The 25,676-nt window shown below is 69.7% G+C and carries 25 protein-coding genes; 6 read left to right on the top strand and 19 right to left on the bottom strand.

What is annotated here, in order from left to right:
• The 5 genes from KUM40_RS42365 to KUM40_RS08055 form a co-directional block, all read right to left on the bottom strand.
• On the bottom strand, positions 1-1,181 hold a 1,181-nt coding region (locus KUM40_RS42365; protein ID WP_217164387.1), incomplete at its 3' end, for a cytochrome P450.
• A 27-nt stretch (positions 1,182-1,208) separates the two neighbouring features.
• Positions 1,209-2,330 (bottom strand): epoxide hydrolase family protein, encoded by a 1,122-nt coding sequence (locus KUM40_RS08040; RefSeq protein ID WP_217164389.1) that lies wholly within the window; start codon positions 2,328-2,330, stop codon positions 1,209-1,211.
• A 114-nt stretch (positions 2,331-2,444) separates the two neighbouring features.
• A complete protein-coding gene (locus KUM40_RS08045) occupies positions 2,445-3,428 on the bottom strand; it encodes an NAD(P)-dependent oxidoreductase (RefSeq protein ID WP_217164391.1) in 984 nt (327 codons plus the stop codon).
• Positions 3,428-4,069 (bottom strand): dTDP-4-dehydrorhamnose 3,5-epimerase family protein, encoded by a 642-nt coding sequence (locus KUM40_RS08050; protein WP_217164394.1) that lies wholly within the window; start codon positions 4,067-4,069, stop codon positions 3,428-3,430. The genes KUM40_RS08045 and KUM40_RS08050 overlap by 1 nt, the downstream gene beginning before the upstream one ends.
• A 5-nt stretch (positions 4,070-4,074) precedes the next feature.
• Complete coding sequence (locus tag KUM40_RS08055; RefSeq protein ID WP_217164397.1) at positions 4,075-5,316, bottom strand: class I SAM-dependent methyltransferase; 1,242 nt, start codon at positions 5,314-5,316, stop codon at positions 4,075-4,077.
• Between the two features lie 223 nt (positions 5,317-5,539).
• On the opposite strand from KUM40_RS08055, the gene KUM40_RS08060 reads away from it, so the two are divergent.
• Positions 5,540-6,997 (top strand): NDP-hexose 2,3-dehydratase family protein, encoded by a 1,458-nt coding sequence (locus tag KUM40_RS08060; protein WP_217164399.1) that lies wholly within the window; start codon positions 5,540-5,542, stop codon positions 6,995-6,997.
• Entirely contained in the window at positions 6,994-7,962 is a 969-nt protein-coding gene (locus KUM40_RS08065; protein WP_308401086.1) for a Gfo/Idh/MocA family oxidoreductase, read from the top strand. Before KUM40_RS08060 ends, KUM40_RS08065 begins: the two co-directional genes overlap by 4 nt.
• A 113-nt stretch (positions 7,963-8,075) precedes the next feature.
• Here KUM40_RS08065 and KUM40_RS08070 read toward each other — a convergent pair whose 3' ends face one another.
• From KUM40_RS08070 to KUM40_RS08095, 6 genes are all read right to left on the bottom strand, one after another.
• The gene (locus KUM40_RS08070; RefSeq protein ID WP_217164404.1) at positions 8,076-9,581 is read right to left on the bottom strand and encodes an MFS transporter; all 1,506 of its coding nucleotides are present in this window, start codon (positions 9,579-9,581) and stop codon (positions 8,076-8,078) included.
• A gap of 72 nt (positions 9,582-9,653) precedes the next feature.
• On the bottom strand, positions 9,654-10,679 hold the full coding sequence (locus tag KUM40_RS08075) for a YafY family protein (protein WP_217164407.1): 1,026 nt from the start codon (positions 10,677-10,679) through the stop codon (positions 9,654-9,656).
• Positions 10,680-10,766: 87 nt separating this feature from the next.
• Positions 10,767-12,032, bottom strand: a complete 1,266-nt coding sequence (locus KUM40_RS42370; protein WP_217164410.1) for a cytochrome P450 — start codon at positions 12,030-12,032, stop codon at positions 10,767-10,769.
• 76 nt (positions 12,033-12,108) lie between these two features.
• A complete protein-coding gene (locus tag KUM40_RS08085; RefSeq protein ID WP_217164413.1) occupies positions 12,109-12,636 on the bottom strand; it encodes a nuclear transport factor 2 family protein in 528 nt (175 codons plus the stop codon).
• A gap of 67 nt (positions 12,637-12,703) precedes the next feature.
• The gene (locus tag KUM40_RS08090) at positions 12,704-13,825 is read right to left on the bottom strand and encodes a hydrolase (protein ID WP_217164415.1); all 1,122 of its coding nucleotides are present in this window, start codon (positions 13,823-13,825) and stop codon (positions 12,704-12,706) included.
• Between the two features lie 28 nt (positions 13,826-13,853).
• Positions 13,854-14,318, bottom strand: coding sequence for an SRPBCC family protein (locus tag KUM40_RS08095; RefSeq protein WP_161378551.1), 465 nt, complete (start codon positions 14,316-14,318; stop codon positions 13,854-13,856).
• 186 nt (positions 14,319-14,504) lie between these two features.
• Here KUM40_RS08095 and KUM40_RS08100 point away from each other — a divergent pair, with 186 nt between their 5' ends.
• Genes KUM40_RS08100 through KUM40_RS08110 form a run of 3 tightly spaced genes read left to right on the top strand, consistent with a single transcriptional unit; the run spans position 14,505 to position 16,773 of the window.
• Complete coding sequence (locus tag KUM40_RS08100; RefSeq protein ID WP_217164418.1) at positions 14,505-15,290, top strand: SDR family NAD(P)-dependent oxidoreductase; 786 nt, start codon at positions 14,505-14,507, stop codon at positions 15,288-15,290.
• A gap of 26 nt (positions 15,291-15,316) precedes the next feature.
• Complete coding sequence (locus KUM40_RS08105) at positions 15,317-15,853, top strand: flavin reductase family protein (RefSeq protein WP_217164422.1); 537 nt, start codon at positions 15,317-15,319, stop codon at positions 15,851-15,853.
• Positions 15,850-16,773 carry an MBL fold metallo-hydrolase gene (locus KUM40_RS08110; RefSeq protein WP_217164424.1) on the top strand — a complete coding sequence of 308 codons (924 nt, stop codon included), beginning with the start codon at positions 15,850-15,852 and terminating at the stop codon, positions 16,771-16,773. The genes KUM40_RS08105 and KUM40_RS08110 overlap by 4 nt, the downstream gene beginning before the upstream one ends.
• 481 nt (positions 16,774-17,254) lie before the next feature.
• Here KUM40_RS08110 and KUM40_RS08115 read toward each other — a convergent pair whose 3' ends face one another.
• Positions 17,255-17,698 (bottom strand): nuclear transport factor 2 family protein, encoded by a 444-nt coding sequence (locus KUM40_RS08115; RefSeq protein ID WP_308401087.1) that lies wholly within the window; start codon positions 17,696-17,698, stop codon positions 17,255-17,257.
• 196 nt (positions 17,699-17,894) lie between these two features.
• Between KUM40_RS08115 and KUM40_RS08120 the strand changes: the two genes are divergently transcribed.
• The gene (locus KUM40_RS08120; protein WP_217164427.1) at positions 17,895-18,260 is read left to right on the top strand and encodes a hypothetical protein; all 366 of its coding nucleotides are present in this window, start codon (positions 17,895-17,897) and stop codon (positions 18,258-18,260) included.
• 82 nt (positions 18,261-18,342) lie between these two features.
• On the opposite strand, the gene KUM40_RS08125 is transcribed toward KUM40_RS08120, so the two are convergent.
• From KUM40_RS08125 to KUM40_RS08155, 7 genes are all read right to left on the bottom strand, one after another.
• Positions 18,343-19,617: a nucleotide disphospho-sugar-binding domain-containing protein gene (locus tag KUM40_RS08125; RefSeq protein ID WP_217164430.1), complete on the bottom strand. Its 1,275-nt coding sequence runs from the start codon at positions 19,615-19,617 to the stop codon at positions 18,343-18,345.
• Positions 19,618-19,653: 36 nt separating this feature from the next.
• Positions 19,654-20,376, bottom strand: a complete 723-nt coding sequence (locus KUM40_RS08130; RefSeq protein WP_217164432.1) for an SDR family oxidoreductase — start codon at positions 20,374-20,376, stop codon at positions 19,654-19,656.
• 87 nt (positions 20,377-20,463) lie between these two features.
• Entirely contained in the window at positions 20,464-21,486 is a 1,023-nt protein-coding gene (locus tag KUM40_RS08135; RefSeq protein ID WP_217164434.1) for a methyltransferase, read from the bottom strand.
• A gap of 90 nt (positions 21,487-21,576) precedes the next feature.
• Positions 21,577-22,692 carry a winged helix DNA-binding domain-containing protein gene (locus KUM40_RS08140; RefSeq protein ID WP_254394764.1) on the bottom strand — a complete coding sequence of 372 codons (1,116 nt, stop codon included), beginning with the start codon at positions 22,690-22,692 and terminating at the stop codon, positions 21,577-21,579.
• A gap of 207 nt (positions 22,693-22,899) precedes the next feature.
• Positions 22,900-24,078 carry an acyltransferase gene (locus KUM40_RS08145; RefSeq protein WP_217164440.1) on the bottom strand — a complete coding sequence of 393 codons (1,179 nt, stop codon included), beginning with the start codon at positions 24,076-24,078 and terminating at the stop codon, positions 22,900-22,902.
• 28 nt (positions 24,079-24,106) lie between these two features.
• Positions 24,107-25,390 carry a nucleotide disphospho-sugar-binding domain-containing protein gene (locus KUM40_RS08150; RefSeq protein WP_217164442.1) on the bottom strand — a complete coding sequence of 428 codons (1,284 nt, stop codon included), beginning with the start codon at positions 25,388-25,390 and terminating at the stop codon, positions 24,107-24,109.
• Between the two features lie 48 nt (positions 25,391-25,438).
• On the bottom strand, positions 25,439-25,676 hold a 238-nt coding region (locus tag KUM40_RS08155), incomplete at its 5' end, for a methyltransferase (RefSeq protein WP_302180821.1).

Below are 25,676 nucleotides of genomic sequence, written 5' to 3' on the forward strand. Positions count from 1 at the left end.
TTGCGCGGGACGCGGTCGAAGGGCTGGGCCAGCCGCAGCGTCGGGATCCGGTGGAACAGCTTGCTCCACACGATCTCCAACTCCAGGCGCGCCAGGTCCGCGCCGATGCAGTGGTGAACCCCGTGGCCGAAGCCGAGGTGCTTGCGGCTGCCCCGGGTGATGTCGAGGCGGTCGGGGTCCGGGAAGACCTCCGGATCACGGTTGGCGGCCAGCCCCAGGCAGAGGATGCCGTCACCCGCACGGATCAGCTTGCCGCCGATCTCGATGTCCTCCAGGGCGACCCGGGGCACCGCGGTGTCCCCGATGGTGGCGAACCTGATGAGTTCCTCGACGGCGGGTTTCACCAGCGAGGGATCGCTGCGGAGCAGCTCCAGCTGGTCGGGGTGCTCCAGCAGGCAGGCGGTGCCGAGCGAGATCTGGCTCGCGGTGGTCTCGTGCCCGCCGTTCATGAGCAGGCGGACCATGTTGAACAGGTCCCGGTCCGTGTACTGCTCGCCGGACGCCTTGTAGTCCGCCATGGCGCGGCTGAGCAGGTCGTCCCCGGGTTCCCGGCGCTTGGTCCGGATCAGTTCGCTGATGTAGGCGTTGACCTCCACGATCGCCGCCTGGCGCTCGTCGGTGGTGCTGTGCCCGCCCAGCAGTGCCGTGCCGTGTTTGATGAAGAAGTCGTGCCGATCCTGCGGAATGCCGAGCAGTTCGCAGATGACGGTCATCGGGACGGCCAGCGAGAACACCCGGTGCATGTCCACCGGCGGCGAGAGGGAGAGCATCTTGTCCAGGTGTGTCTCGACGATCTCCTCGATGCGCGGGCGCAGCCGCTGCACCTGTCGGTGGGTGAAGGTCAGCGCGGCCTTGCGGCGGGTGCGCAGGTGCTCCTCACCGTCGTAGCCGATGAAGGACGTCTCGGTGCGGTACTCCGGCGGGGCGATGAAGTAGAAGGGGAAGTTCGCGTGCTTGCGGGAGGCGCTGACCCGCGGATCCGTGAGCAGTTCTCGGATGGTGTCGTATCCGGTGACGGTCCATATCCGCAGGCCCGAGCCCCGCAGCAGCACCTGGGAGACGTCCTCTTCGATCATCTCGGCGTACTCGGGCGGGGGGGTGAACGGGCACGTGCGCCGGTACGGGAAGTCCTTGTCCGCCGGCACCTGGCCGGTCTCGGGTTCGGTCGAAGTCGAGGTCACGACGGGTTTCCTCCTGATGGCTTGTCATCAACGCAGGGTGCGGAAGAAGGCGCGCAATTCCCCTACGAGGGCGTCCGGTTGTTCGAGTGCCGGGAAGTGGCCGCCGACGGGATGGTCCGTCCACCGCCTCAGATCCTTGAACCTGTGCTCGATCCACGGCCGCGGCATCCGGCCGTCCTTCGGGAAGTTGGAGACCGCGGTCGGTACGCGGACCGGGGCGAGGGCCAGCTTGTTCTGGCTCTCCCAGTAGATGCGGGCCGAGGACGCCGCCGTCGCGCGGAACCAGCCGACCGATACGGCGTCCAACAGCCGGTCCCTGGCAATGACCTTGTCCAGATCTCCGTCGTGGTCGCTCCATGCCCAGTACTTCTCGGCCATCCAGGCCAGCTGCCCGGCCGGCGAGTCGGTCAGGGCGTAGCCGAGCGTCTGCGGCCGTGTGCTCTGGACGGCCGAATAGCCGCCCTCCTGCTGCTGGAACTCCTTCATCGCGGCCAGCCCGGCCAGGTCGCTTTCGTCCATCGCGACCTGCTCGTCGGGCGGCCGGGCGAACGGCATCGTCAGATGGATGCCGGCCAGGTCGCCCCGGTCGGCCTCGGCCATCGCCGCGGTGACGAAGGAACCCCAATCCACGCCGTGCGCCCCGTACCGTTCGTAGCCGAGTCGTCCCATCAGCGCCGTCCAGGCGGCCGCGACCCGTTCCACCGGCCAGCCGGAGCCCGCCGGTTTGTCACTGAAGCCGTATCCGGGCAGCGACGGGCAGACGACGTGGAAGGCGTCCGCGGGGTCGGGCGGATCGGTGAGCGGGCCGATGATGTCCAGGAACTCCGTCACCGACCCGGGCCAGCCGTGGCTGACCAGCAGGGGCAGGGCCCCTGGATGGGGCGAGCGGGCGTGCAGGAAGTGGATCTGCAGCCCGTCGATGCCGGTGCGGAACTGCGCAACGGCGTTCAACCGGGCCTCGGTGGCCCGCCAGTCGTACCGATGTGCCCAGTACGCGGCCAGCTCCTTCGAGTATTGCAGTGGCATTCCCTGGGACCAGTCGCCGACCGTCTCGGCCTCCGGCCAGCGGGTGCCGGCCAGCCGGTGCCGCAGATCAGCGACTTGTGCGTCAGGGATGTGCACCCGGTAAGGGGTGACGCGCGCATTCATACGTGCTCCTTTCCGGATCCTCCAGATGGCGGGCGGTCGGCACCAAGGTCGCGCGGCGGTATCGAACGCAGCTCGAGTCCGCGTGCAGCGGCGGCCCGAGCCGACACCGGCACGTCACCGCCGACGGCGGCCGTCCCCGCCGGGGGACCGGCGCCGGCGCACGGACACCGGACGTACGGTGTCCCACAGGTCCCGCATGGACGCGTCGACGTCGTAGCGGGGCCGCCAACCGAGGAGCCGCCCGGCGCGGGAGTTGTCGACGCGGATCCAGTCGGCTCCGGCGCTACGGCCGGCCACGTCGCCGGGACGCTCGCGGATGCTCTCCGGCGGCAGCCCCGTCGCCCTGACCAGCGCGTCGATCAGTTCACGTATGTGCAGTGCCTCTCCTCGGCCGAGGTTCACCAGCGGGTCGGCGAGCGGGCTGCGGGCCGCCCGGACGACGGCGTCGGCGGCGTCCCTGACATCGACGTAGTCCCGTCGGGCGTCGGCGACGGTCAGCTCCACGCCCTCGCCGGCCGCGCCGTCCCGGAGCCTGGCGGCGAGGGCGCCGAAGAAGCTCTCGGGGGCCGGGTACGGGCCGATCGTGTTGGTCACCCGGAGCACGATGCCGTCCAGGAGGCCGGCCCGGACGGCCTCGAGCACCATGCGCGAGGCGGTGAGCTTCGCCCGGGCGTACAGCGTCTGCGGCCGCGGTGGCAGGTCCTCGTCGATCAGGGTGCCGTGCGACACCGGGCCGTACTCGTGAATGGTGCCCAGATGAACCAAGCGCGGGGGATGTGCCATGCTCCGCGCGGCACCCAGCAGCCGCTCCACCAGACGCACGTTGGTGTAGCCCATCTCCTCCTCGGTCCGGCCCCAGCCGAGCGTGGCGTTGACGACCGTGCCGACCCTCTCGGCGGTGAGCACCGCCGCCAGCTCCTCGGCCGTGTATTGGACGACGTCCATCGGCAAAAACCGGTACGCGTCCACGACGGGGGTACGGCGTCGGGAGACCGCCACGACACGGGCGCCTCGCCCTGCGAACGCGGCGCAGATGTGGCGGCCCATGCAGCCGGTGCCGCCGAGGACCGCGACGGCCCCCTCCACCGGGGCCGACATCACTCCGGGCCGTCCGCGCGGCGGTCGGCATCCACCACGCCGGCCGCCGCACGGCCGCCCTCGAGGGCCAGGCAGTCGCTGTACAGCGGAAGCCCGCCCGCGACCTCGGCCTGCGCCAGAGAGCGCGCGTCCCGGTCCCGCCCGGAGATGACAAACTCCATGCCGCTGGGCCAGGGCACGCCGAGCGTGGGGTCGAACGGGTCGACGGCCTGCTCGAGTTCGGCCCTGTACGCGGTACTGACCAGGTAGGACATCACGGTGTCGTCGTCGAGGGCGAGGAAGGCGTGTCCGACCCCGACGGGGAAGTACGTGGCCCGGAAAGTGCGGGCGTCCATGTGGACCATGTCCCACCGGCCGAAGGTCGGTGAACCCACCCGGACGTCCACCACGACGTCCATCGCCCGTCCCCGCGCGCAGTAGACGTACTTGGCCTGCCCCGGTGGCGTGGTTGTGAAGTGAATGCCGCGCAGGACCCCCTTGGTCGAACTGCTGTGATTGGTCTGGGCGAGCGAGAAGTCATGGCCGACCGCGGCCACGAACGCCGACTCCTGAAGGGGGGACACGAAGAGTCCGCGCTCGTCGGTGTGCGTCTGCGGCGTGAACTCGAAGGCGCCGGCCACGGCGAGTGCGCGGGTACGCATCCCTCTCACCGCCCCTCGACGACGCTGAGCTCGGGAAGAGGAAAGACCAACCGGCCCCCGCCGGCGAGGAAGTCGCGCTCCCGCTCGACGAACCCGTCGCGGTAGATCCACGGAAGGACCAGCAACTGGTCGGGGCGGTGCGCCTTGGCCTCGGATTCGGAGACGATCGGTATCCCGGTGCCGGGGGTGAAGCAACCGGCCTTGTCCTCGTTGGGCTCACCGACGCACGGGAGCTCGTCGGGGCCGAGACCGCAGTACTGGAGGATCACATTGCCCTTGGTCGAGGCGCCGTAGCCGACCGTCAGCTTCCCCGCCTTGCGGGAGTTGTCCAGGAATTCCCGCAGAGCGTCGCGGTATCGCTCGCTGCGTGCCGCGAACCGGGTGAACGGCGTGGGGCCGTCCAGTCCGAGGGCGGCTTCCCGCGCGCGGATCGCGGCCAGGCCCTTCTCGTCCACGGGAAGCCGGGCGGGGGTCCGGGCGAGAGTGACGTCCAGACTGCCGCCGTACACGTCGGTCGGTTCCGCCTTGATGACCGTCAGCCCCACTCGCTCGGCCATCCACTCGATCTGCCGCAGGCTGTAGTACGCGAGGTGTTCATGGCAGACGACGTCGTAGGCGGTCGCCTCCAGCATCGACGGCAGGTAGCTCTGCTCGGTCACCCACACCCCGTCGTCGGCGAGGATGTCGCGGATGTCCTGCATGAACTGCATGGGGCGCGGCAGGTCGTAGAACATCGCGATCGAGGTGACGGCCTTGACGCGGCGAGCACCGAACCGTTCGGTGAACACCTCCTTGGAGAAGAAGTCAGTGATCAGCTCGGCGTGAGGCGGGTACAGATGACGGAACTTGGCACCGACCGGGTCCACGCCCACCAGGGCCGGGCCGTCTGCCGGGTACTGCCGTACCAGGGTGGAGTCGTTGCTGCCGATGTCCATCACCAGGTCGTCGGGGCCGAGAGCGACCAGCTTCGTGATGGCGTCCACCTTGCTCTTCAGGTGCCGGACCATGAAGGGGCGGATGCCTGAACGGTAGCCGTAACCGTTGCCGTACATGAGGCCGAAGTCGGCTACGTGCCGCAGCTGCACGAGTCCACAGCCGTCCGGCGCGCACTGGACGAGTTGGAGCGGGACCACGGGGACGACTTCCTCGCGTGACCGGGGAAAGACGCCGGTCAGGGCCTGTGGACCGAGGTCCAGCACGGGCAGCAGCGTGCGGTTGCCGCAGACACGGCAGCGATCGATGACCACTCGTCCTCCTGGTGGTGAAACGGGCCCTGTTGCCCCGGCCGGCCCGGCAGACGCCGGTGAGCCGAGACGGTGCCACGAAGGGCTCGAGGATCCGTCGACTCGCTCCTTCGTGCTCTGCCGGGGGCGGCCGGACAGCCGAGGACGGTACGACCGGGTCTCCAGACGCCGCTTCTACGGTGAGTGCCGTAGAAGGCCGACGGCGCCTTCCGAAGGGGACACCGGCATGAGCGAACTGACCGAGACGGGGCCGCGCGACGCCTCCTGGGGGCGGGCGAGGAGCGTGCGGCCGGGCGACGCGCCCTTCACCGGATCCACCGCTCTGCGGTCCCGTGCGGACGCCACGCTGCCCGAGCGGTTCCGGCGCTCCGCGGCGGCCGTCGGATCCGGAGCCAAGATGTCCACCGAGGACTTCGCCGGCTGGCTCGCCGAGCGCAGCGTCGCTCATCCGTTTCGCGTCCACAGGATTGCGTTCGACCAGCTCCAGGGCTGGTCGTTCGAACCGGTCACGGGGAACCTGGTCCACGACAGCGGGCGCTTCTTCACCGTGCACGGCCTGCGGGTGCGCGTGACGGAGGGAGCCCATGACTGGCAGCAGCCGATCATCAACCAGGCGGAGGTCGGTGTCCTCGGCATTCTCGCCAAGGAGTTCGACGGCGTACTGCACTTCCTGATGCAGGCGAAGATGGAGCCGGGCAATCCGCGGCTGGTCCAGCTCTCACCCACAGTGCAGGCCACCCGCAGCAACTACACCAAGGCGCACGGGGGCGGGTCCGTGAAGTACCTCGAGTACTTCACGGGCCGGCGGCCGACCCGTGTCCTCGTCGACGTCCTCCAGTCCGAGCACGGCGCGTGGTTCCTGCACAAAGCCAACCGGAACGTCATCGTCGAGACGCGCGAAGACGTCCCGCCCGACCCGGACTTCTGCTGGCTGACCCTGGGGCAACTCGGTGAACTGCTGCTGGAGGACCACGTGGTGAACATGGACTCCCGGACCGTCCTGGCATGTGCACCCCATCTTCTGACCGAGCCGCAGGCGCTGTCCTCCGACACCGAACTACTGTCCTGGATCACCACGGAGAAGGCCCGTCACCAGGTGCGGGCCGAGCCGCTGCCGCTCGCGAAGACGGAGGGATGGGTGCGCACCGAGTCGGCCGTCCGCCGCCTGGACGACCGGTTCTTCAGAGTGGTCGCCGTCCGGGCCGAGGCGGCGAACCGTGAGGTGGCCGGCTGGACGCAGCCGCTGTTCGAGCCGGTCGCGACCGGCGTGACGGCGTTCCTCGCGGGCCGCTTCGGCGGCGTGCCGCACCTGCTGGTCCACGCCCGGGCGGAGGGCGGGTTCCTGGAAAGCGTGGAACTCGGCCCCACCGTGCAGTGCGTCCCGGACAACTACAGGGGACACGCGGCGCCTGCCGCCCCGCGCTTTCTCGACCTGGTGCTGAACGCCGCGCCGCACAGTATCCGCTACAGCGCGCTGCACTCGGAGGAAGGCGGCCGATTCCTCAACGCGGTCAGCCGGCATCTCGTGGTGGACGTCGACACCGCCGCACTGTCGACGCCGCCCGAGGGATACCGCTGGGTGACCCCGGGACAGCTGAACTGGCTCGCCCGGCACAGCCGTTATGTCAATGTGCAGGCCCGCTCCCTGCTCGCGGCCCTCAACAGCGGGGCGGTCAAGCTGTGACGCGGCCGCTTCGGGTGGGGGTCATGGGATGCGCGGACATCGCCAGGCGCAGGATGCTCCCGGCCATTGCCCGGGCGCCGCAGACCGAGATCGTCGCGGTGGCCAGCCGCCAGGCGGGGCGCGCCCGGAAGCTGGCTGACGTCTACGGATGCCGAGCAGTGCAGGGATATGAGGCGCTGCTCACGGACGAGGGGGTCGAAGCGGTGTACGTGCCGCTGCCCGCGGCCCTGCACGCCGAGTGGGCCGAAGCGGCACTGCTCGCGGGCAAGCACGTGCTCGTGGAGAAGCCGGTGTCGCTGCGCCGCGAGACGACCAGCAGACTGGTCGAGCTGGCTGCGAGCCGGCGTCTTGCCCTGATGGAGAACGTCATGTTCGTGCACCACGGCTTGCACGCAGTCGTCCGCAAACTCCTCGCCGAGGAGGCCATCGGTGAACTACGGGCTTTCGAGGCGCACTTCACGGTCCCGCGGCGCGCCCTGGACGACATCCGCCTGCAGCCCGAACTGGGGGGCGGCGCCCTGTGGGACACGGGGGTGTATCCGCTGCGTGCCGCCCGGTACTTCCTGGGGCCCGGTCTGCGGGTCGCCGGCGCCTGTCTGGTTCGGGGCGGCGGACACCGGGTCGACTCGGCCGGGTCGGCGCTTCTCGTGGCACCGGACGGCACCGGCGTCCACGCCTCCTTCGGTCTCGATCACGCCTATCGCAGCGCCTACACCCTCTGGGGGACCGGCGGCAGCATCGCGGTGGACCGGGCCTTCACGCCACCGGCCTCTCATCGGCCGATCATCCGGCTGGACGACGGCTCCGGCGTGCGGGACCTTGCTGTTCCCGCCGAGGACCAGGCGTACAACACCGTGATGGCGTTCGCCGCGGCGGCAAGGGCGGGCGGCACGCCCGACGGGGTCTGCCCGGAACAGGCCCGCCTGCTCGACGACGTGCGTGCGGCGGCGACACGGGGCGGGTGAGCCTTGCGTGAACGGACTGTGGGCCAGGACTTCGGCGTCCTGGCCCACAGCCGTTTTCCGTACCGCCTCGGACCCGCCCGGGGGATTCGGCGGGCCCGCGCGCGCACGGGCCCTCAGCGCGCCGGCTCGGCGACGTCGTCAGAGGCGGTCTCCGACTCGACTTCCTGCGCGGCGGGCTTCATCGAGGGCAGCGCGAACATGAGGAGGAAGGCGAGCACCATGCCGCCGATCGCCCACCACAACGAGTTGGTGAAGCCGTCGACGAAGGCGGCGCCGCTGGAGCGTTCCGCGGCGGTTGATCCGTCGACGACGTCGAAGTAGGCCACCGAGGCCAGACCGAGACCGATCGCCATGCCCATCTGGTTGACGGTGTTGGTCAGCCCCGAGGCGGATCCGGCGTGCTCGAAGGGGACGTTGGCCAGGACCGCACTCGTCAAGGGCGCCATGATCATGCCAAGAGCCCAGCCCGCAACAACCAGGACTGGTGCCAGCTCCCAGGACGTGGCGCCGATTTCCTGGGTGTCGGCGACCCAGTAGTAGCCGAACAGCCCGGCGATCATCAGCAGGGCACCGGCCTGAAGCACGGTGCGCCCGAATCTCGGCATCAGCTTGCGCATGGCGACGTTGGTCGACACCGCCATCGTGGCGCCGAACAGCAGACTCGTGAGAGCGGCATGGACCGCACTCCAGCCGAGCCCGATCTGCATGTACAGAGCACCGGTGAGCGAGAAGAGACCGAACGTGGTGCCGAAGGTGAGCTGTACGGCGATGCCGGCCGCGAAGCTCTTGATCCTGAACAGCGACAATTCGATGAGCGGCGTGCTCCGGGCGCGGATCTTGGCCCGCTGGTGCAGTACGAAGACGACGAAAGTGGGAACGCTCGCGGCCATGGCCGCGAAGCTCCAGGCGGGCCAGTCCGCCTCCCTGCCCTGGGTCAGCGGGTAGACCAGCAGCAGCAGGCTCAGCGAGGCCAGGGCGACTCCGACGAGGTCGAGACGGACGGCATGGGGCGCCTTCGACTCGGTGAGGTAGCGCTGGCCCATGATCAGACCGACGATGCCGATCGGGAGGTTGATGAGGAAGATCGGCCGCCAGCCGAGGCCGAACAGATCCCACTGCACGAGCAGCGCACCGATGACAGGCCCGGACACCGCGCCGATGCCGCTGATGGCGCCGAACAGTCCGTATACCTTGCCGCTCTCCTCGGGACGGAACGTCACATGGATGATCGACAGTACCTGCGGCACCATCATGGCGGCCATGACGCCCTGCAGGATGCGTGCTCCGATCAGCATCTCCGGGCCCATCGCCAGGCCGGAGAGGGCAGACGCCACGGTGAAGCCCAGCATGGAGAGCTGAAAGACCCGCTTGCGGCCCCAGATGTCGCCGAGCCGCCCGCCGGTGATCAGACCCACGGCGAAAGCGAGGGTGTAGCCGCCCGTGATCCACTGGATGGCGCTGTACGAGGCGTCCAGGTCCCGCTGGACGGTGGGGATCGCGACGTTGACGATGGTCGCGTCGACCAGGTCCAGCAAGGACGCGGTCAGCACAACGGCCAATGCGATCCACCGGCGCCGGTCTTCGGCGGAGCCCGGAGGAGCCTCCTGGGCAGCGTTCATGGTCCCAGCTCCTGAAGATTGTGGGGCGGACAACTCGTCCCGCGAACGCTTTGACGCTAGACCCCAATTAGGTCAAGAGACGTCCGAAATAGCGCGCTGGGAGGAAGGCTGTTCACAGTCGTCGACGGACTGGGTCGCTCGGGCGCCCAGATCACGCATGTATGCGACAAGAGCGGGAGGTTCGTGCACGTCAAACCGGCATCCGAGGCTCACCAGACGAAATGCCAGCCAGCCGAGGGAATCGGCCTGCGTACGGAGCCGGCAGCTGCCCTCGGACAGTTCCTCGAGTTCGTCGCCACCCGTCCTGCCGAGCCGGTCCTCGATCTCGCTCGCCGGAGCGTACAAGGTGGCCACGGCCTGGTGGAGGGGAGCGAGCTCGGAGAGCCGGCGGGTGACGTACACCGCGGCGTCCTCGAACGGCAGGGACCGAAACGGCGCGCGTACGCCCGTCGGCTGCGGGTCGCGGATGCGGTCGACACGGAACGTCCGCCAGTCGTCACGGGCATTGTCGTACGCCACGAGATACCAGCGACGGCCAGTCGGCACCAGCCGGTGAGGTTCCACGAGCCGTTGGGTGTCCTGCGGCCGGCTCGGCTCCTGGCCGGGCCGGCCGCTTGCCGACCGGTACGCGAAACGCAGTTGGTCCCGGCCGGCCACGGCGGCGGCGAGCACCGTCAGATGCTCGGCGGCGACCCCGGGGCTGTAGCCCTGCAGCGGCACGGTCGCCGCACCCAGGACACTCACCCGGTGCCGCAGGCGCGACGGCAGGACTTGCTCCAGCTTCGCCAGCGCCCGCACGGCGGCCTCCTCGATGCCGTCCACCGTGTGCGTCGCCGTGCGCAGTCCGATGGTGATGGCAACGGCCTCGTCGTCGTCCAGCAGCAGCGGGGGCATGGCGGCTCCCGCGCCCAGGCGGTATCCGCCCACCGCACCCCTCGTGGCGTCGACCGGATACCCGAGGTCACGCAGGCGGTCGATGTCCCGGCGGATGGTGCGAGGACTCACGCCCAGCCGTTCGGCCAGTTCGCTGCCGGGCCACTCCCGCGGCATCTGTAAGAGGGACAGCAACTTCAACAGTCGTGCCGAGGTCTCACTCATGGCGTCCAGGATGTCAGCTGTTCACGGGCGTGCCCGGTGCGCGGCCTCGTGGCCGCAGCGCGGGGCGGGCATACTCCGCTCACGCGGTCAGCGTCCCCAGGTGACCGGCAGGGACGTCAGGGTGTGGTTGATCTCGCCCACGTGCCAGGGTAGTTCCCCTTCGTCCACGGCCAGCCGCAGATCCGGCAGGCGCCGGACCAGTCCGGTCAGCGCGATCTCCATCTCCATCCGGCCGAGGTGTTTGCCGAGGCAGTGATGGATGCCGTGACCGAAGGACAGATGCGGATTGTGGAGGCGGCCCAGGTCCAGGCGGTCCGGATCCTCGAAGACGGTACCGTCCCGGTTCGCCGAGGCCAGCGACAGCAGGACCGCGTCACCCGCGGCGATCTCGACACCTCCGATCTCCATGTCCTGCGCCGCGATCCGCGGGAAGCCGGAGGTGTCGGTCGCGAACAGGTTGACGTGCCGGAGGATCTCGTCCACCGCGCTCGGGATGCGGGCGGGCTCCTCGACCAACCACTCCCACTGGTCCTGATGATGCGCGATCAGCGCCAGGACCGAGTTGGCGAGCTGATTCGCCGTGGTGTCGAATCCCGCGCCGATCAGGGTGAAACCGAACGTGACCAGCTCCGCTTCGCTGAGCCGGTCGTCCTGGTCACGGGCCGCGATCAGCTCCGACAGCATGTCGTCCGTCGGCTCGGCCCGCTTGTCCGCGATCAGCCCGACGATGTACTCGCTCAGTTTCGCCAGGCCCTCCAACGATGCCTCGCCGCCCGCCCGGTCGTCGACGGTGGCGAAGGAGCGGGCCCACACCTCGAACTTCCGCAGATCCTCGGGCGGGACACCGAGCAGCTCACCGATCACCGTCAGGGGAAAGGGGAGGGCGAGCTGCGGCACGAGGTCGGCGGGGGAGCCCTTGGCCTCGATGTCGTCGAGCAGTTCGTCCAGTACCGACTGCACGCGCGGTCGCATGCGCTCCACCCGGCGGGCCGTGAAGGCCCCGGCCACCAGCTTGCGCAGCCGGGAGTGTTCGGGCGAGTCCATGGAAATGATCATGTCGGGGGTCGTGTACATGGTGCCGCCGATCCGTGGCGCACCGGGACCGCAGGCCAGGGCCCTGCTTAGGCGCGGATCGGCCTGGGCGGCCCGCACGTCCTCGTACCGGGTGACGAGCCAGGCGTCCACCCCGCCCGCCGTCCGGACGCGTTTCACCGGCTCCTGGGTCCGCCACCCGGCGTAGCGGGGATCGGGCCCCCGGTAGGAGGAGCCCTTGAAGGGGAAGACCTCGGATTCCCGGAACGCGGACTCCTGGGAGTCGGATCCTCGGGACTCGGTCTCTCGGGACGACGACACGATGGTGGCACCTCCACAAGTGCGCGCTGCCGACCGGCAGACGGCTGGGGACGTTGGAAGAGCTTCGGGCATCCGCTCAGGACGGGTTGTGGATCTTGTCGGCCCAGTTGGGAGAGTCGTGTGTGACCCGGCGCGAGCGCGTGTACCACTCGCCGTCCTGGCGGACCAAGACGTCCTGCACCGTCGTCGTCGGTTCGAAGCTCACCTTGCCCGCGGCGTCCGTCATGCTGACCATCGCCTGGTAGCCGACCCGCAGGACGTCGTCCGACTGGGGCTCGATGCGCATCCGGTCGAACCAGTACCGGTAGACGATCCCGTCGTAGTAGGCGACCTCGTCCGCCCGTGCCTGACGCGCCGACATCTCGCCCACCAGCGGCCGGTCCGGGTCGCCCCGGCGGGCACGCATCTCGGTGAGCAGCGCGTTCCTGCCCTCGATCCGCCACCCGTTGGGCACGTGCTCGATGGAGCCGTCCTCGGTCATCGTCTCCAGGAACTCCTCCAGCCGCCGCTCCTCCAGCAACGGCATCTGCCGGGCGTAGAACTGCAGGACTTCGACGTAGAGCTGGGCGTCGACCCGCCGGGTGGAACGCTGCGGTGCGTGCATCAGTACCCTCCTCGTGATCTCGGGCAATCCGCCGGGGCCGCCGTCCGGCCGGCGATCCCGGCGGGGCTCACTCCGCCGGTCCGGCGAGTACCGCCGCGTAGTTCTTCCTGGCCGCCGTGTCGTACTGGAGTGCCACGTGGCTCGTGGCGGAGGTGATGTCCCGCCACACCCGCTGGAGCGGGTGCCGGAACCCGAGACCGGTGGTGCCCGCCGCGGCGACGAGCAGGCCGACGGCCTCCCTGACCGCCTCCGCGGCGAAGGTGGCGTTGCGTTCGTTGCGTGCCATGTGGTCGGGCGTGAACAGGCGCCCGTCGAGTACACAGGTGTTCTCCTCGACGAGATGGCGTGCGGCGTCGACCCGGCCGGAGGCGCGTACCAGGGCCGACTCGTTGGCCGCGGTGCGCCGACGTCCGGTGAGACCGGCGGCGAAGGCGCGCAGCGCGCCGGTTCCTGCGCCGATCACCGGAGCGATGAAGGTCAGACCGCCGACGGCCTGGAACGGCACGTTGTGGGCGGAAGCGTCCGAGTGCGCATTGAGCCCGGTGACCATGGCGCCCCGGTCGAATGTCAGATGGTCCGGGACGGTGGCGGAGTCCACGACGACGGTGTGGCTGGCGGTTGCCCGCATGCCGACGCTGTCCCAGTCCTGGTGTACGGTGCACTCTCCCCGGGGAAGGGCGAAGAACCGCAGCCGGGACGGCCCGTCGCCGGAGCCCACGGCGGCGCAGAGCAGCACCCAGTCGGCGAAGTCGACGCCGCTGACGTAACTCCACCGGCCTGTCAGGCGCCAGCCCCCCTCGACGGCATCGGCTCGCCCGCCGGGCATCAGCGCCGTCGCGACCATGGTGTCCGGGCCGCCCGACCACAGCGCCCGCTGCCCCTCGTGCGGGAGGTGGCAGGCGAACCGTGCGGAGTAGGCGCTCAGCGAGGCGCACCAGGCGGTGGCCGCACACTCCCGGCCCAGCGCGACGACCGCTTCGGTGAGGTCCGCGAACGACCCCTCGGTCCCACCCCACCGGGCGCCCACGAAGTGCCGGGCGAACCCCGTCTCCCGGAGGGAACCGGTGACTTCCGGCGAGAGCCGGCCGACCCGGTCGGCGGTGTCGGCGTGCTGCGCGGCGAGGTTGCACAACTTGTCCACGGGAAGAGCCGGTTCGGCTGTCGTCCGTGCGGAGGTGTGCCCGTCCATTTCGTACCCTTCCTGTCGGCCGTCCGGGTCAGACGGCGTCCGCGAAACGGGCGAGAGTCTCTCCCGGACTCGGGGTGTCCAGGGCCTTGTGGATGTTCCACGCTCCGTCGCCGTGCCGGTGCAGCTTGACGTGCGCCAGTTCCACCCGGGTGCCTCGGCTGCCCGCCGCGATGAAGTCGACCTCGATCTCGCTAGCCCGGTCGTCGTCGGGAACGGACTGCCAGCGGCCGTCTATCCGCCAGGTCATGGCGAGCCTGTGCGGCGGGTCCCATTCCAGCACGCGGCCCCAGGTGACCTCGTTGCCGTCGACGTCCCACTCGTAGTAGCGGCCGCCGACGAAGGGCTCGAAGGCGAGACCGGCCCGCTCCTTCTTGACCAGCACGTGCGAGGGCGGCCACCAGTCGGCGGGATGCTCGGTGAAGACCTCGAAGCAGTGCTCCACGGGCGCTGCCACAACGACCGACTTCCTGACGTCGGGGATCTCTTCGGGCATCGGAAACTCCTCAACTCCGAGGGGCGCGGGGCCCGCACCTGCGGACGCCGCCAACTCTCGTGCCGAGGCCTTGACATCGCGTCGAACCATGCTCGACCGGCCTCTGCCTCCAGCCCGTTTCGAGACCCGCGCAAGCAGACGTTGACACGGTCGTGCGCGGCGGACTGTCAAGGACGGGAGAGCGGGATGACAGGCACGGAACGACGGACGGCCTTCGTCACCGGTGCGACCAGCGGGATCGGCCTGGCGGTGACCGAGCTGCTGGCCCGCCAGGGCATGGCGGTCTTCGGCTGTGCGCGGGGCGCGGAGAACGTGCGCGACCTGGTGAAGCGGCTGCGGGAGGAGGGCCTGGAGGTCTCGGGCACGGTGTGCGACGTCACCTCGGCCGAGCAGATACGGACGGCCGTGGCGGAAGCGGTCGCCACCTACGGGCCGATCGGCGTGCTGGTCAACAACGCGGGGCGCAGCGGCGGCGGTGAGACCGCGCATCTCGACGACAGCATCTGGACGGACGTGATCGACACCAACCTGCACGGTGTCTTCCGGGTCACCCGCGAGGTCCTGTCCAGGGGCGGCATGATCGACGCCGGCTGGGGACGCGTGATCAACATCGCGTCCACGGGCGGCAAGCAGGGCGTGCCGCTTGCCGCCCCCTACTCCGCGTCCAAGCACGGGGTGGTCGGCTTCACCAAGGCCGTGGGTCTGGAACTGGCCCGGACCGGCGTCACGGTGAACGCCGTCTGCCCCGGCTACGTCGAGACCCCCATGGCCGAACGCGTCCGTCAGGGCCATGCCGCGTACCACGGCGTCAGCGAGGAGGAGATCCGGAGCCGGATCGAGGGACGCATCCCGATGGGGCGCTATGTGTCGGCGGAGGAGGTTGCGGGGCTCGTCGGCTATCTGACCACGGACGCCGCCGCCGCGATCACGGCCCAGGCGCTCAACGTCTGCGGCGGACTCGGCAATTACTGATGACTCTCACGAATCAGGGCGGGACGATGAAGCAATCGGCCGACACCGTCCGGACGCGTCCGGACGAGGCCGCCTTCCGGGCGACGATGGGCTGTTTCCCCACCGGGGTGACTCTGCTCACCTGCGGACGGGACGACGACCTGGTCGTCATGACCCTCAACAGCCTCACCTCCGTGTCCCTGGATCCGCTGCTGATCCTGGTGTCCGTCAAGGCGGACGGCCGGATGCGGCCGCGCGTGCGGGCGCGCGGCGGATACGCGGTCAGTGTGCTCAACGGCGACCAGCGCGACCTGGCACGGGAGTTCTGTCTGCCGGACCGGCCCGAGGGCGCCGCTGCCATGAGCCGCCTCGGCGGTGTGCCGGGCCTGACCGGACACACGGTCGTGCCCTCGGCCGCTGCCTGGTTGGAGTGCGAACTGCACGACGAGATCGAGGCCGGGGACCACACACTGCTCGTCGGCCGGGTGGTCGCTGTGTCCGGCGGTCGGCCGGGCCGGCCGCCGCTCGTCTTCCACCACGGTTCCTACAGCGCCGTCCCCGGCACGGACGGAGTGGCGACGTGACCGTCGTCGTCGCCCCGCCGGGAGAACTGACGCCGCTCGCCGACGGCGTCTACGCCTACCTCCAGCCGCCGGGCGGCTGGTGCCTGAACAACGCCGGACTCGTCGTCGGCCCCGACACCTGCGTGCTCGTGGACACCGCCGCCACCGAGGCCCGTACCAGGCACCTGCGCGATCAGATCGACGCGGTCGTGGCGGGCGGCCCCGACTTCGTCGTCAACACCCACTTCCACGGCGACCACGTGTTCGGCAACGGCCACTTCGCGCCCCGGGCGACCGTCGTCGCGCACGAGGGGACCCGCGCCGACATGGCGGAGGCGGGCCTCGGCCTGCGCGGACTGTGGCCGCAGGTCGCCTGGGGCGAGACCCCGCTCGTGCTGCCGACCCTGACCTTCCGCAACGCGCTCACACTGCATCTGGGCGCGGCCGGGCCCCGGGTCGAACTGCTGCACATCGGACCGGCCCACACAGCGAAGGACGTCGCCGTGTGGGTTCCCGAGCGGAGTGTGCTGTTCACCGGAGACGTGGTCTGGTCGGGCGTCACCCCGTACGTACTCATGGGGTCGGTGGAGGGTTCGCTGCGGGCTGTTGCCCGGATGCGCGCGCTGCGGCCCCGAGTGGTGTTGCCGGGCCACGGCGCGGTCGGCGGACCGGAGCTGCTGGACCGGACCGAAGAGTACCTGCGGTGGTGCCGCAAAGTCGCGGAGGACGGCCTGTCGGCCGGGCTGTCCCCGCTGGAGGCCGCCCGGCGTGCCCGCCTCGGCCCGTACGCCGACCTGACCGAACCGGAACGCCTCGTCGGCAACCTCCATCGCGCCTACGCCGAGCTTGAGGGGCTGCCACCGGGGGCCCGGATCGACGTCGCCGGGTCGTTCAGGGAGATGTGCGAGTTCCACGGCGGTCTGCCGGAGTGCCGGGCCTGAGGCGCGGGCCGGTGACGCACCGATGCGTCACCGGCCCGTCCCGGCCAGGACCAGCGCCTCCAGGGCGCCACCAGCGCCGAGGATGCGGGCATCCGGGCCGACACCTGCGCCAGACGCCCCGCGGCCCTGGCGTACCGATCACCCCCGAGGAGTTGCCGGCACTCTTTGGCCGGATGCGATGCCGTCCACTGAGCGACCAGGGCGTCATCCACCGCCAACAGCACTTCGGCCCCGGTCTCGTCCAGAGCCTGCGCCAAGGCCGTCATCGGGCCGAGCAGAACGCAGCCGCCGTATCGGAGAAGGACCGGGCCGAACGTGAGGCAAATCCGCGGTCGGCGCCGCTGCTCGAACACCCAGCCGGGCACCCGGACCTCACCGTGGCGAATCGGTACTCGGGCGGTTCGGCCACCGACCAGCGGTACTGCACCCAGGAAACGTTCCGTGAGGTCACCAAAACCTCATGGATCCGTCGGCCTCGCCGTCACCGCTGGGCCGGCCCGCTCCGGCGGATGATCCTGGAGCGCGTCCGCAGGCTGCCACCGGGCTCGCGCACCAGCACGTCGTCCACGGTGTAGGTGGGCTGGAAGGACAGCCCCTCCTCGCCCATCTGGGCGACGAGTGTGTAGTAGGAGACCCCCAGCGCACCGTCGGCCAGCCGCTCGATGAGTAACTGGCCGAACCAGTGCTGGGTCGACACACCCTTGTACCGGGGCAGCCGGGCCCGCATGGCGGCGATCATCTCGGCCCGGCCGGCGGTCCGCCCACCGTCGGCGTGCACCACCTCGCCGTCGTCGGTGAACGTCTCGGCGAAGCCCTCGATGTCGAGGGAGTCGGCCCGTCGCATCTGCCGGGCGTAGAACGCCTGGACCTCCGCGTAAAGGTCTCCAGTGGCCTGCGCGACCGAATTGTTCAGGACTTGGGACACAATGACTCCCCTCAACGATGTACGAGACGCCGTCAACGGTGCCCGACTTGCCTCCAACTCCGCTGGAGACCAGGTCAACCGGACGATGCTCTCGCGCGGCCCGCTGCACCGGCTGTGTGGTCCGCCCTCGAGCGCTCGTCGAGCCGAAGGACGCACCGTGAAGCTGTCAGCACACTGAGCCGAGAGGTGAAAAGGCATGGATGACATCCCAGAAACCACGACCTTGGCCGGCACCTGGAGCGAACACCTCACCGTGGAGGGACAGTCGTACACCAGCACGCTGCGCTTCACCGAGAACGGACGGGCCATGATCCTTGCCGGACCGCGCCCCGGCTCCGTCGGAGCGGGCTACTGGGACAGGACCGGCCCGGACACCTTCTCGTTCCGGATCGTGGAGCTGGAGTTCGACGAGAACGGGCTCTTCTCCGGCTGGGTCGACATCGAACAGGCCGGGGTGCTGAGCGGGGACACCTTCGCGTGCAGCGGCATCTCCCACGTCCACGACGCGAACGACCGGCTGCTGGCCAGTGTGCGCGCCGAGGGCAGGTCGACTCGCATCTGACAGCGCCGGTGCCGCCGGAGCGCGCCGGAACGCGCCGCACCGAAGGCAGTGCGCGCGTTCCGGCGAAGCCGACGTGCCGGTCTCAGCCGCGTGAACGGTGACGCCGGGTCAGCGCATCGAGGACCGGTACAACCTCACGCGGAGACGGCATGGTCAGCCACTCGGCGTGCAGGGCGTCCGCCCCCGCGCGGAACGAGGGCTCGTGCAGCACTCGCAGGAGCCGCGCCCGCATCACGTCGGCGGATTGCCGCTTGTGATCGAGCGTCAGCCCCGCTCCGTGCCGCAGCACATAGGGTGCGTACGTCGCCGACTCCAGCCCTTCTGCCTCGATGAGCTGCGGCACCCGATGGGCCGCCGCGGCCATGACCGTGCCGCTGCCGCCGTGGTGGACGATCGCGGAACAGGTGGGCAGCAGCTGATTGAAGGGAACGTAATCGAGGGCGCGCACGTTGTCCGGGACCCGCTGCCCGGTCAACTGGACCTCGTTGAGCGTGGCGACGACCTCGATGTCCAGGTCGGCCACCATCTGCAGCAGCTTGGTGACCAGGGCCCCGTTGGACGCGTACTCCCGTCCCGACATGCCCAGGGACACCGCCACCCGGGGCCGCTGCGGACGCTCGTGGAGCCACTCCGGCATGACATCCGCCCCGGTGTAGGGCACCCGACGCATCGAGACGGTCGGCGCCGGGGTGTCCAGACGCAGCACAGCCGGAGTCGGGTCCAAGGTCAGCTGCCCCAGCAGGAGTTCGTCATCGACTGTGACGCCGTGCCGCCGAGCGGCCTCGGTAACCGCCTGCGCGAGTGGGTCCGGCTGTCCCGTCCACTCCGCCTTGCCCAACCTCAGATACCGCTGCCGGGCCCAGCCGCAGTAGTCCGGCCCCCACAGGAACCTTGCGTGCGCCGCACCGGTGACCCGTGCCGCGATGGCTGCGGCTGGCCACATGTCCCACAGGACGAGATCGGGTTCCCAGGCACGGGCGATGTCCACCAGGTGGTCCGTTCCAGGAATGGCCCCGCCGTCCCAGTCGCCCGGGGAGTGGAAGATCCGAGTCCCGGCGAGTGCGAAATAGCTGAACATGAACCAGGCGTGCTCGTCGGCGCCGGTGACGTTGAAGGCCTTCGCCAGGCGGTCGCGCTCCTCCTCGGGCAGGACGTAGTCCCCCACCTGAGACAGCGGCGGCATGGTGTCCGGCGTGCCCACCGGGACCGCGGAGAGACCGGCGTCAGTGATCTCCTCGACCAGAGCGGGGTGTGAGGCGACACGGGTCTCGTGCCCCGCGGCCTGGAACGCACGCGCCAAAGGCACGATCGGATAGAGATGCGCCGCCATGGGCCAGACGACGAACAGGATGCGCATAAGAAACTCCATTCGGCTTGCGGGTCCGCCGGGCGGTCACCAGGGCCGGATGCCTTCGTCCGTGACGAAGCAGCCCGTGGGTCCGTCCGCGCGGACCGTGGCGAGGTGGACCCCGATGGCGGCGCCATCCTCGGCCGTGCGCTCCCCGAAGCCGTCGTTGATGTCCGTCGCCACGAACCCCGGTGAGCAGGCGTTCACTTTGATCGGGGTGGACCGCAGCTCATTGGCGTACAACAGGGTCAGCATGTTCAGCGCGGCCTTGGACACGCTGTACGCCGTGATGGCCGGCATCTCGGACCCGTCCAGCCACGCGGGCAGTCCCATCTCGCTGGAGATGTTGACGATCCGGCCCGCCGCCGACCGGCGCAGCAGCGGAAGAACGGCGTTCGTGACAGCCGCCACGCCATGCACGTTGGTCTCGAACGTCGTCCTGAGCTGCTCGACACCGACCTCACTGGGCATGCTGGACGGCCACTCGATGTTGATCCCGGCGTTGTTGATGAGGATGTCGAGCCGGCCGTGGCGCTCATCGATGCGGCGCGCGGCCTGCTCGATCAGGCGCGGGGACGTCACGTCCAGATGGAGAAAGTGCGCGTCGGCCCCCTCGCCGCGCAGCCGCTCCACCGCGGCTTCACCGCGGGCCTTGTCACGGGCTCCGGCCAGCACCACGACGCCCAGCGCGCCCAGGCGCCGCGCGGCCTCGAATCCGATTCCCTTGTTGGCGCCCGTTATCAGGGCGATCTTGCGGTCTGCGGCCATGAGGGGAGCATCGCAGCGGCGGCTCGTGTCCTTCTGGTGCGGCGCTCATGCGCCCGCGAGCCGGGCCGCCCCCGGCCCGGCTCGCGGTCAGCTCTGCGAGCTGGGCAGCAGCGCTTCCACGATGCTCTGAACCGAGCCCGTGGGGATGAACCGGCCGACCGCGAACCCGGCTTCGACGAGCAGCCGCGCGTACTCGTCGCCGGTACGCTCCTGGCCGCCCGCCATGACGTGCATGGCGAAGTCGAACGCCTTGCTCGTGTGCGGAGCATCGCCCGGGGGGATGACCCGTTCGACGAGCAGCAGCCTGCTGCCCGGCTTCATCGCCCGTCGGCAGCCGCGCAGAATCGTGAGCACGTCGGAGTCGTTCCAGCCGTGCAGTACCGACTTCATCAGATACAGGTCCCCGCCCGCGGGCAACTCCCCGAAGATGTCACCGCCGGTGATCTCGCAGCGCTCGGTGAGCCCCTCCTCCTCGATGCAGTTCCGCTCCACCACGTGCGGCAGGTCGAACAACACGCCGGTCGTCCCGGGGCGGGCCCGGAGTACCGCGGCGAGCAGCGTGCCGTCCCCGCCCCCCACGTCGACGATGCGGCCCGTGTCGGGGAAGTCGTACGCCTCGACGATCGCCCCCCGTTCGACACGACTGTGCTCCTGCATGGCCGTATCGAACGCGGCGCCCTCCTCCGGGTTGTCTCGCAGGAACTCCCAAAACGGCTGACCGAAGGCCGTGGCGAAGGCTCCGTCGCCGGAACGCAGGGCGTGGTCGGCGTGCTGGAAGGCCCGGGCCGTGACCCTCCCCGACTGGGCGATCGTGGTCCGTACGGAACGGGGATGGTCCGACCGCAGGCGCTCGCCGACGGCGGTGAGGCCGAAGCAGCCCTGGGCCACCTCCGTGAACACCCCGCAGCCGGCCAGTGCCCGCAGCATGCTGTGCAGGGTGCCCGGATCGGTCCTGGTCAGCCGTGCGAGTTCTTTCGTGGGCTGGGGCCCGTCCGCCAGCAGATCGGCTATGGCCAGCTCCGCGGCCAGGTGCAGTGCCCGAGCGTAGATGAAGCCGTCACCGAGTGCCAGCAGCCGTAGACTTTCGTCCTGTTCCAAAGCGCCGCTCATCCGCTGTCTCCACTCCTTCGTCATCACGGTGGGGAGCAACAGCGTGTGCCAGCGCGCTCAACGCAGGCTTGAGGGCGGGATGCACCGAGCTCAGGCGTGTCCGCCCACGGACACCGTGCCGATGGTGAGTTCGGGCTTGCCCTCCAGGACGGTTCCCACCCGCTCGACCTGCTCGTCCAGCTCGGCGAGGTGCGCGGCAGACAGGGGCTTGAGTGGCTCCACCGTGACGTGGATCCTGCGCCCGGAGCGGCGCTGGTGCCACACTCCTGCGACGGTGCCGTCGACCATGAGTACCGGATAGTTGCCCGCCTGCCCGGACGGGGTGAGGGCACGCTCGGCGGCGCGGCCCGGGTAGAGGAGATTGCGCGGCTGGGCGGCCACCACATAGGCGTCGAAGTACGGCAGCAGCCGCACGCCTCGGGGGATGTCGGCCGGGGCCGTGGTGTCGCCGGCGTTGATCCAGGCGGTGGTGCCTTCGAAGTCGACTTCCTGAATCTCGCCTGCCAGGGAGCGGAAGAGGTTGCCGGCCCACCCCCGGGGTGCGTTGAGCCACTGGGCGAAGTTCAGCGGGGTGGCCGGCCCGTAGGCGTGCAGATACTTCTGGACGAGCCTGCCCTGGGCCGTGGGCCCGTCCAGGGGGCTGATGCCGCTCAGATAGCGCAGCGGGTTGGTGTAGGTCACCTTGCGGCCGCGATTCGGGGCGAAGCACAGAACCCCCCGGTGGGCGGCCAGGGTCATGGCCTGCCGCCAGCGCGGCCACTTCCCCTGGAAAGCCTCCATGACGAGGTCTCCGGCCCAGGGCCCCGTGGCCTCCACCACAGCGTCGGTGAGTTCGTCGATCGTCAACTCGGCGCTCTCCAACGACTTTCCGATCGCCGCGACCACCTGTTCCGTCTGGTCCTCGGTCATCCGGACGTCCTTGGGGAACGGACTCGGGGACTGCGGGATGGAACTGAACGCCCCGATCCACATGGGGAGGTCGGCGGTGGTCAGCAGATGAACGGTGCCGCGCGGACCGTACGTCTTCACCACCTGCCGTCGGTCCCACAAGGCGGTGCGGACATCGCTGCGGGTGGCCCCTTCGATGCGTAGCGCCACCGCTAACTCGGCAGCCGACAGCACCTGTGCGTGCGCACCGCACAGGGCGCTGACGATCTCGGCGGAACCGGCGTGTGGTGAGGGCGCGGAAAGAGAGCTTCGCTCCATGCGCCGCGCGGAGACTTCTGGCCACGACAGACCTGGAATGGCATGGTTCATGGAAGCGTCCCTCCGATGTGTTGTGGTCTCGCCTTGTTGCGGGATCGCAAAACGAGCGGCGAGTTTAGCAGTGGGCACGGCAGAGCCCACGCCCCGGCCGATCGTCTGTGAACGACCGCTCGGGACATGGGCGTTGAGCAGGCTCCGCGAGCGCGGCTAGACGGTGGGGGCCGGCCGCTCCGTGGCAGGTTCCGCTGGTCGGGGAGGAATCTTCGGGGGCCTTGGACGACTGAAGCGTCGCATGGCCGGGGCCTCCACGAAGGTGTACAGCAGCCATGCCAGGACCAGACTGATCACCAGCGTCAGGAGTCCGTGCCACAGCGCCGCGGGGACGCTCATCTGCTTCGCCCAGTTCTCGGGGTGGACGGCACCGATCGGTCCGTAGCAGACGACAAGGTAGTGCACCAGGTACAGGCCGAACGAGATCTCCCCGAGGCGGACCATGGGGCGACTGCCCAGCACCGTGCTTCGGCCGGGCACTTCGGCCTTGGCCACGGCGGCGATCAGCAGGGAGAGAGGGAGCGCGGTTGCGGCCACCCGGTCGTACACGCCTGGCAGGTGCGCACCGCCGACGAAGGCCCCTACCGCCAGCAGCAGCGCCGGCCCGCGCCCGAGGAGGAGCCGGCGCCCGTGAAGAACGATCAGCGCCATCAGGACACCGAGGACGAACTCCAGCAGGCGGGTCACGGGGAAGTAGTAGGTGAACCACACCTCCCACCACGACTCGTTCGTCAACGGCATCCGCGGCTGTCCGGGCAGCAGTCGGGCCGCCAGCGGAACCAGGGCGATCACAACGCTCACGCCCACCACCCACCGCCACAGGTGCTGCGGCCGGATTCCCCGCGTCAGCCGGAGCAGCAGCGGAAACGACAGATAGAACAGCAGCTCGCAGGAGAGCGACCAACTCGGCGCGTTGGCACCGTAGTTGATTACCACATCTTGATCCGGGACCCAGCTCTGCACGAGGAACAGCGTCGGAGTCGCGTTGGCAGCGATGATCGACACATTCGCGGACAGCATCAGCAACAGCGCGGCCGACAGGGTGACGAGGTGGTTCGGAAAGATCTTCACGACGCGTCGGCGCCAGAAGCGCCTCGGAGTGTCGTCCAGCCGGCTCACCCAGGTGAGAATGAAACCGCTCAGGACGAAGAAGAACGACACGCCGACGTTGCCTAACGCCTCGAAGTAGCGCTGGTAGTCGGCCGCCGTTCTCCCGAGCCGGGGGATCAGGGCGAGGCCCACGTGACAGATCAGCACCATACACGCGGCGATGAATCTGGCACCGGTCAAAGAGGGTAGGCGTGATCGCTCGTTCGCGGTCGACGACGCTGTCATGACGTCTCCTTTGCGTCCGGTCCGGCAGTCAGGACCGGTGACCCCGGCGAAGCGACGATACGAGTCCCTCCACCACAGGCACGATGTCGTTGGGGCTCGGTACGGCGAGCCAGTCGCGGCGCAGCCGGTCGGCGGCGTCCTGGAACGATGGTTCGGTCAGCACTCGGACGAGATTCTTGCGCATCTCGTCCGAGGTTGTCTGCGGTGCGACCGTCAAGCCGGCTCCGTAGTCGTGCACATAGCGTGCGTTGCCCGCGTACGCCGCCGTCGGGTCCGCAACCACGAACTGGGGCACGCCGTGCGCGACGGCTGCCGTGAGCGTGCCGATGCCGCCGTGATGGACGATCGCCGAACACGTCGGCAGCAGCAGGCCGAGGGGCAGATAGCTGACCGTGCGCACGTTGTCCGGCACCGTCCTGCCGTCGAGTTGCGAGGCATCCAGGGTCGCGATCACGTCGACGTCGAGACCACCGACCGCGTCGAGCAGATCCGCGACGAGGCTGCGGTCATTGTCGTAGGCGCGTTGCGTCGTCCCCAGTGAAACGGCCAGCCGCGGCCGTCCGGTCGGCGTGTGCAGCCACCCGGGGACCACGTCGGGCCCTCCGTAGGGGACACGGCGGACCGGGACCCTGCGGCACGGGGCCCGCAGCTGCATGTCCGGCAGCATCGGGTCGATGGTGAAGTGGCCGAGCAGGAGTTCGTCGTCGACGGTGATGCCGTACCGTTCGGCGCTCGGCCGCACCAGCTCGGCCACGGGATCCTCCAGGCCGGCCGACCGCAGTGGCTCCCGGCCCTGGGCGGCCCGGTGGGCGGCCCAGCCGACGAAGTCGTGACCCCACAGCACTCGCGCGTGTGCCGCGCCTACCTCCCGTGCCGCCACCGCCCCGGACGGCCAGTTGGGATCCCAGAGCACCAGGTCCGGACGCCAGTGACGGGCCATGGAGACCAGGGCGTCCACGCCTGCCCAGCGCTCCTGTGGAGCGCCGTCCTCCGGGTGGAAGATCCTCGAGGACGCGTAGGTGTAGGTACTGAACGTGGTCCAAACATGGTCGTCCGGTGACAGCGAGAGTGCCTCGGTCAGACGCCCGCGGTGCTCCTCGGAGAGTAGGAAGTCACCCACCGCCGACGGCGAGGGCATGGTCTGCGGGGTGCCGAGCGCGACCGCGTCGAACCCGGCCGCAGTGATCACATCGACCAGATCGGGGTGCGAGGCGACGCAGACCTCGTGTCCCGCGCCTTGCAGTGCCCAGGCGAGCGGGAGTACGGGATAGAGGTGGGCCGGCAGGGGCCACACGACGATCATGACGCGCATTGGGTCTCCTCCGGTCGGACGAGGTCGCGCTGCTGTCCGACGGTCCGCTCAGGCGGGGACGCACTCGACGATGGACATCAGGGAGGGCGTCGGCAGGATCCGGGTGACGGTGAAGCCGCCCTTGGTGAGGATGTCCTCGAACTCCGCCTGGGTCCGCTCCTTGCCGTCCACCACCGCGAGCATGGACACGTCGATGGTCTTGCTGGCGTGGGGTTGGTTGCCGGGTGGGATGACGGGGTCGACGACGAGGAGTTTGCTGTTGTCGTGGACGGCTTCGCGGACGGAT

Origin of the sequence: Streptomyces sp. AC512_CC834 (assembly GCF_019049325.1) — a bacterium.
Classification (GTDB): domain Bacteria; phylum Actinomycetota; class Actinomycetes; order Streptomycetales; family Streptomycetaceae; genus Streptomyces.

Coding starts and splice junctions, on each gene's coding strand:
- KUM40_RS08040 (WP_217164389.1), bottom strand. CDS start 2,330: ATGAATGCGCGCGTCACCCCTTACCGGGTGCACATCCCTGACGCACAA.
- KUM40_RS08045 (WP_217164391.1), bottom strand. CDS start 3,428: ATGTCGGCCCCGGTGGAGGGGGCCGTCGCGGTCCTCGGCGGCACCGGC.
- KUM40_RS08050 (WP_217164394.1), bottom strand. CDS start 4,069: ATGCGTACCCGCGCACTCGCCGTGGCCGGCGCCTTCGAGTTCACGCCG.
- KUM40_RS08060 (WP_217164399.1), top strand. CDS start 5,540: ATGAGCGAACTGACCGAGACGGGGCCGCGCGACGCCTCCTGGGGGCGG.
- KUM40_RS08070 (WP_217164404.1), bottom strand. CDS start 9,581: ATGAACGCTGCCCAGGAGGCTCCTCCGGGCTCCGCCGAAGACCGGCGC.
- KUM40_RS08075 (WP_217164407.1), bottom strand. CDS start 10,679: ATGAGTGAGACCTCGGCACGACTGTTGAAGTTGCTGTCCCTCTTACAG.
- KUM40_RS08085 (WP_217164413.1), bottom strand. CDS start 12,636: ATGCACGCACCGCAGCGTTCCACCCGGCGGGTCGACGCCCAGCTCTAC.
- KUM40_RS08090 (WP_217164415.1), bottom strand. CDS start 13,825: ATGGACGGGCACACCTCCGCACGGACGACAGCCGAACCGGCTCTTCCC.
- KUM40_RS08095 (WP_161378551.1), bottom strand. CDS start 14,318: ATGCCCGAAGAGATCCCCGACGTCAGGAAGTCGGTCGTTGTGGCAGCG.
- KUM40_RS08100 (WP_217164418.1), top strand. CDS start 14,505: ATGACAGGCACGGAACGACGGACGGCCTTCGTCACCGGTGCGACCAGC.
- KUM40_RS08105 (WP_217164422.1), top strand. CDS start 15,317: ATGAAGCAATCGGCCGACACCGTCCGGACGCGTCCGGACGAGGCCGCC.
- KUM40_RS08120 (WP_217164427.1), top strand. CDS start 17,895: ATGGATGACATCCCAGAAACCACGACCTTGGCCGGCACCTGGAGCGAA.
- KUM40_RS08125 (WP_217164430.1), bottom strand. CDS start 19,617: ATGCGCATCCTGTTCGTCGTCTGGCCCATGGCGGCGCATCTCTATCCG.
- KUM40_RS08130 (WP_217164432.1), bottom strand. CDS start 20,376: ATGGCCGCAGACCGCAAGATCGCCCTGATAACGGGCGCCAACAAGGGA.
- KUM40_RS08135 (WP_217164434.1), bottom strand. CDS start 21,486: ATGAGCGGCGCTTTGGAACAGGACGAAAGTCTACGGCTGCTGGCACTC.
- KUM40_RS08140 (WP_254394764.1), bottom strand. CDS start 22,692: ATGGAGCGAAGCTCTCTTTCCGCGCCCTCACCACACGCCGGTTCCGCC.
- KUM40_RS08145 (WP_217164440.1), bottom strand. CDS start 24,078: ATGACAGCGTCGTCGACCGCGAACGAGCGATCACGCCTACCCTCTTTG.
- KUM40_RS08150 (WP_217164442.1), bottom strand. CDS start 25,390: ATGCGCGTCATGATCGTCGTGTGGCCCCTGCCGGCCCACCTCTATCCC.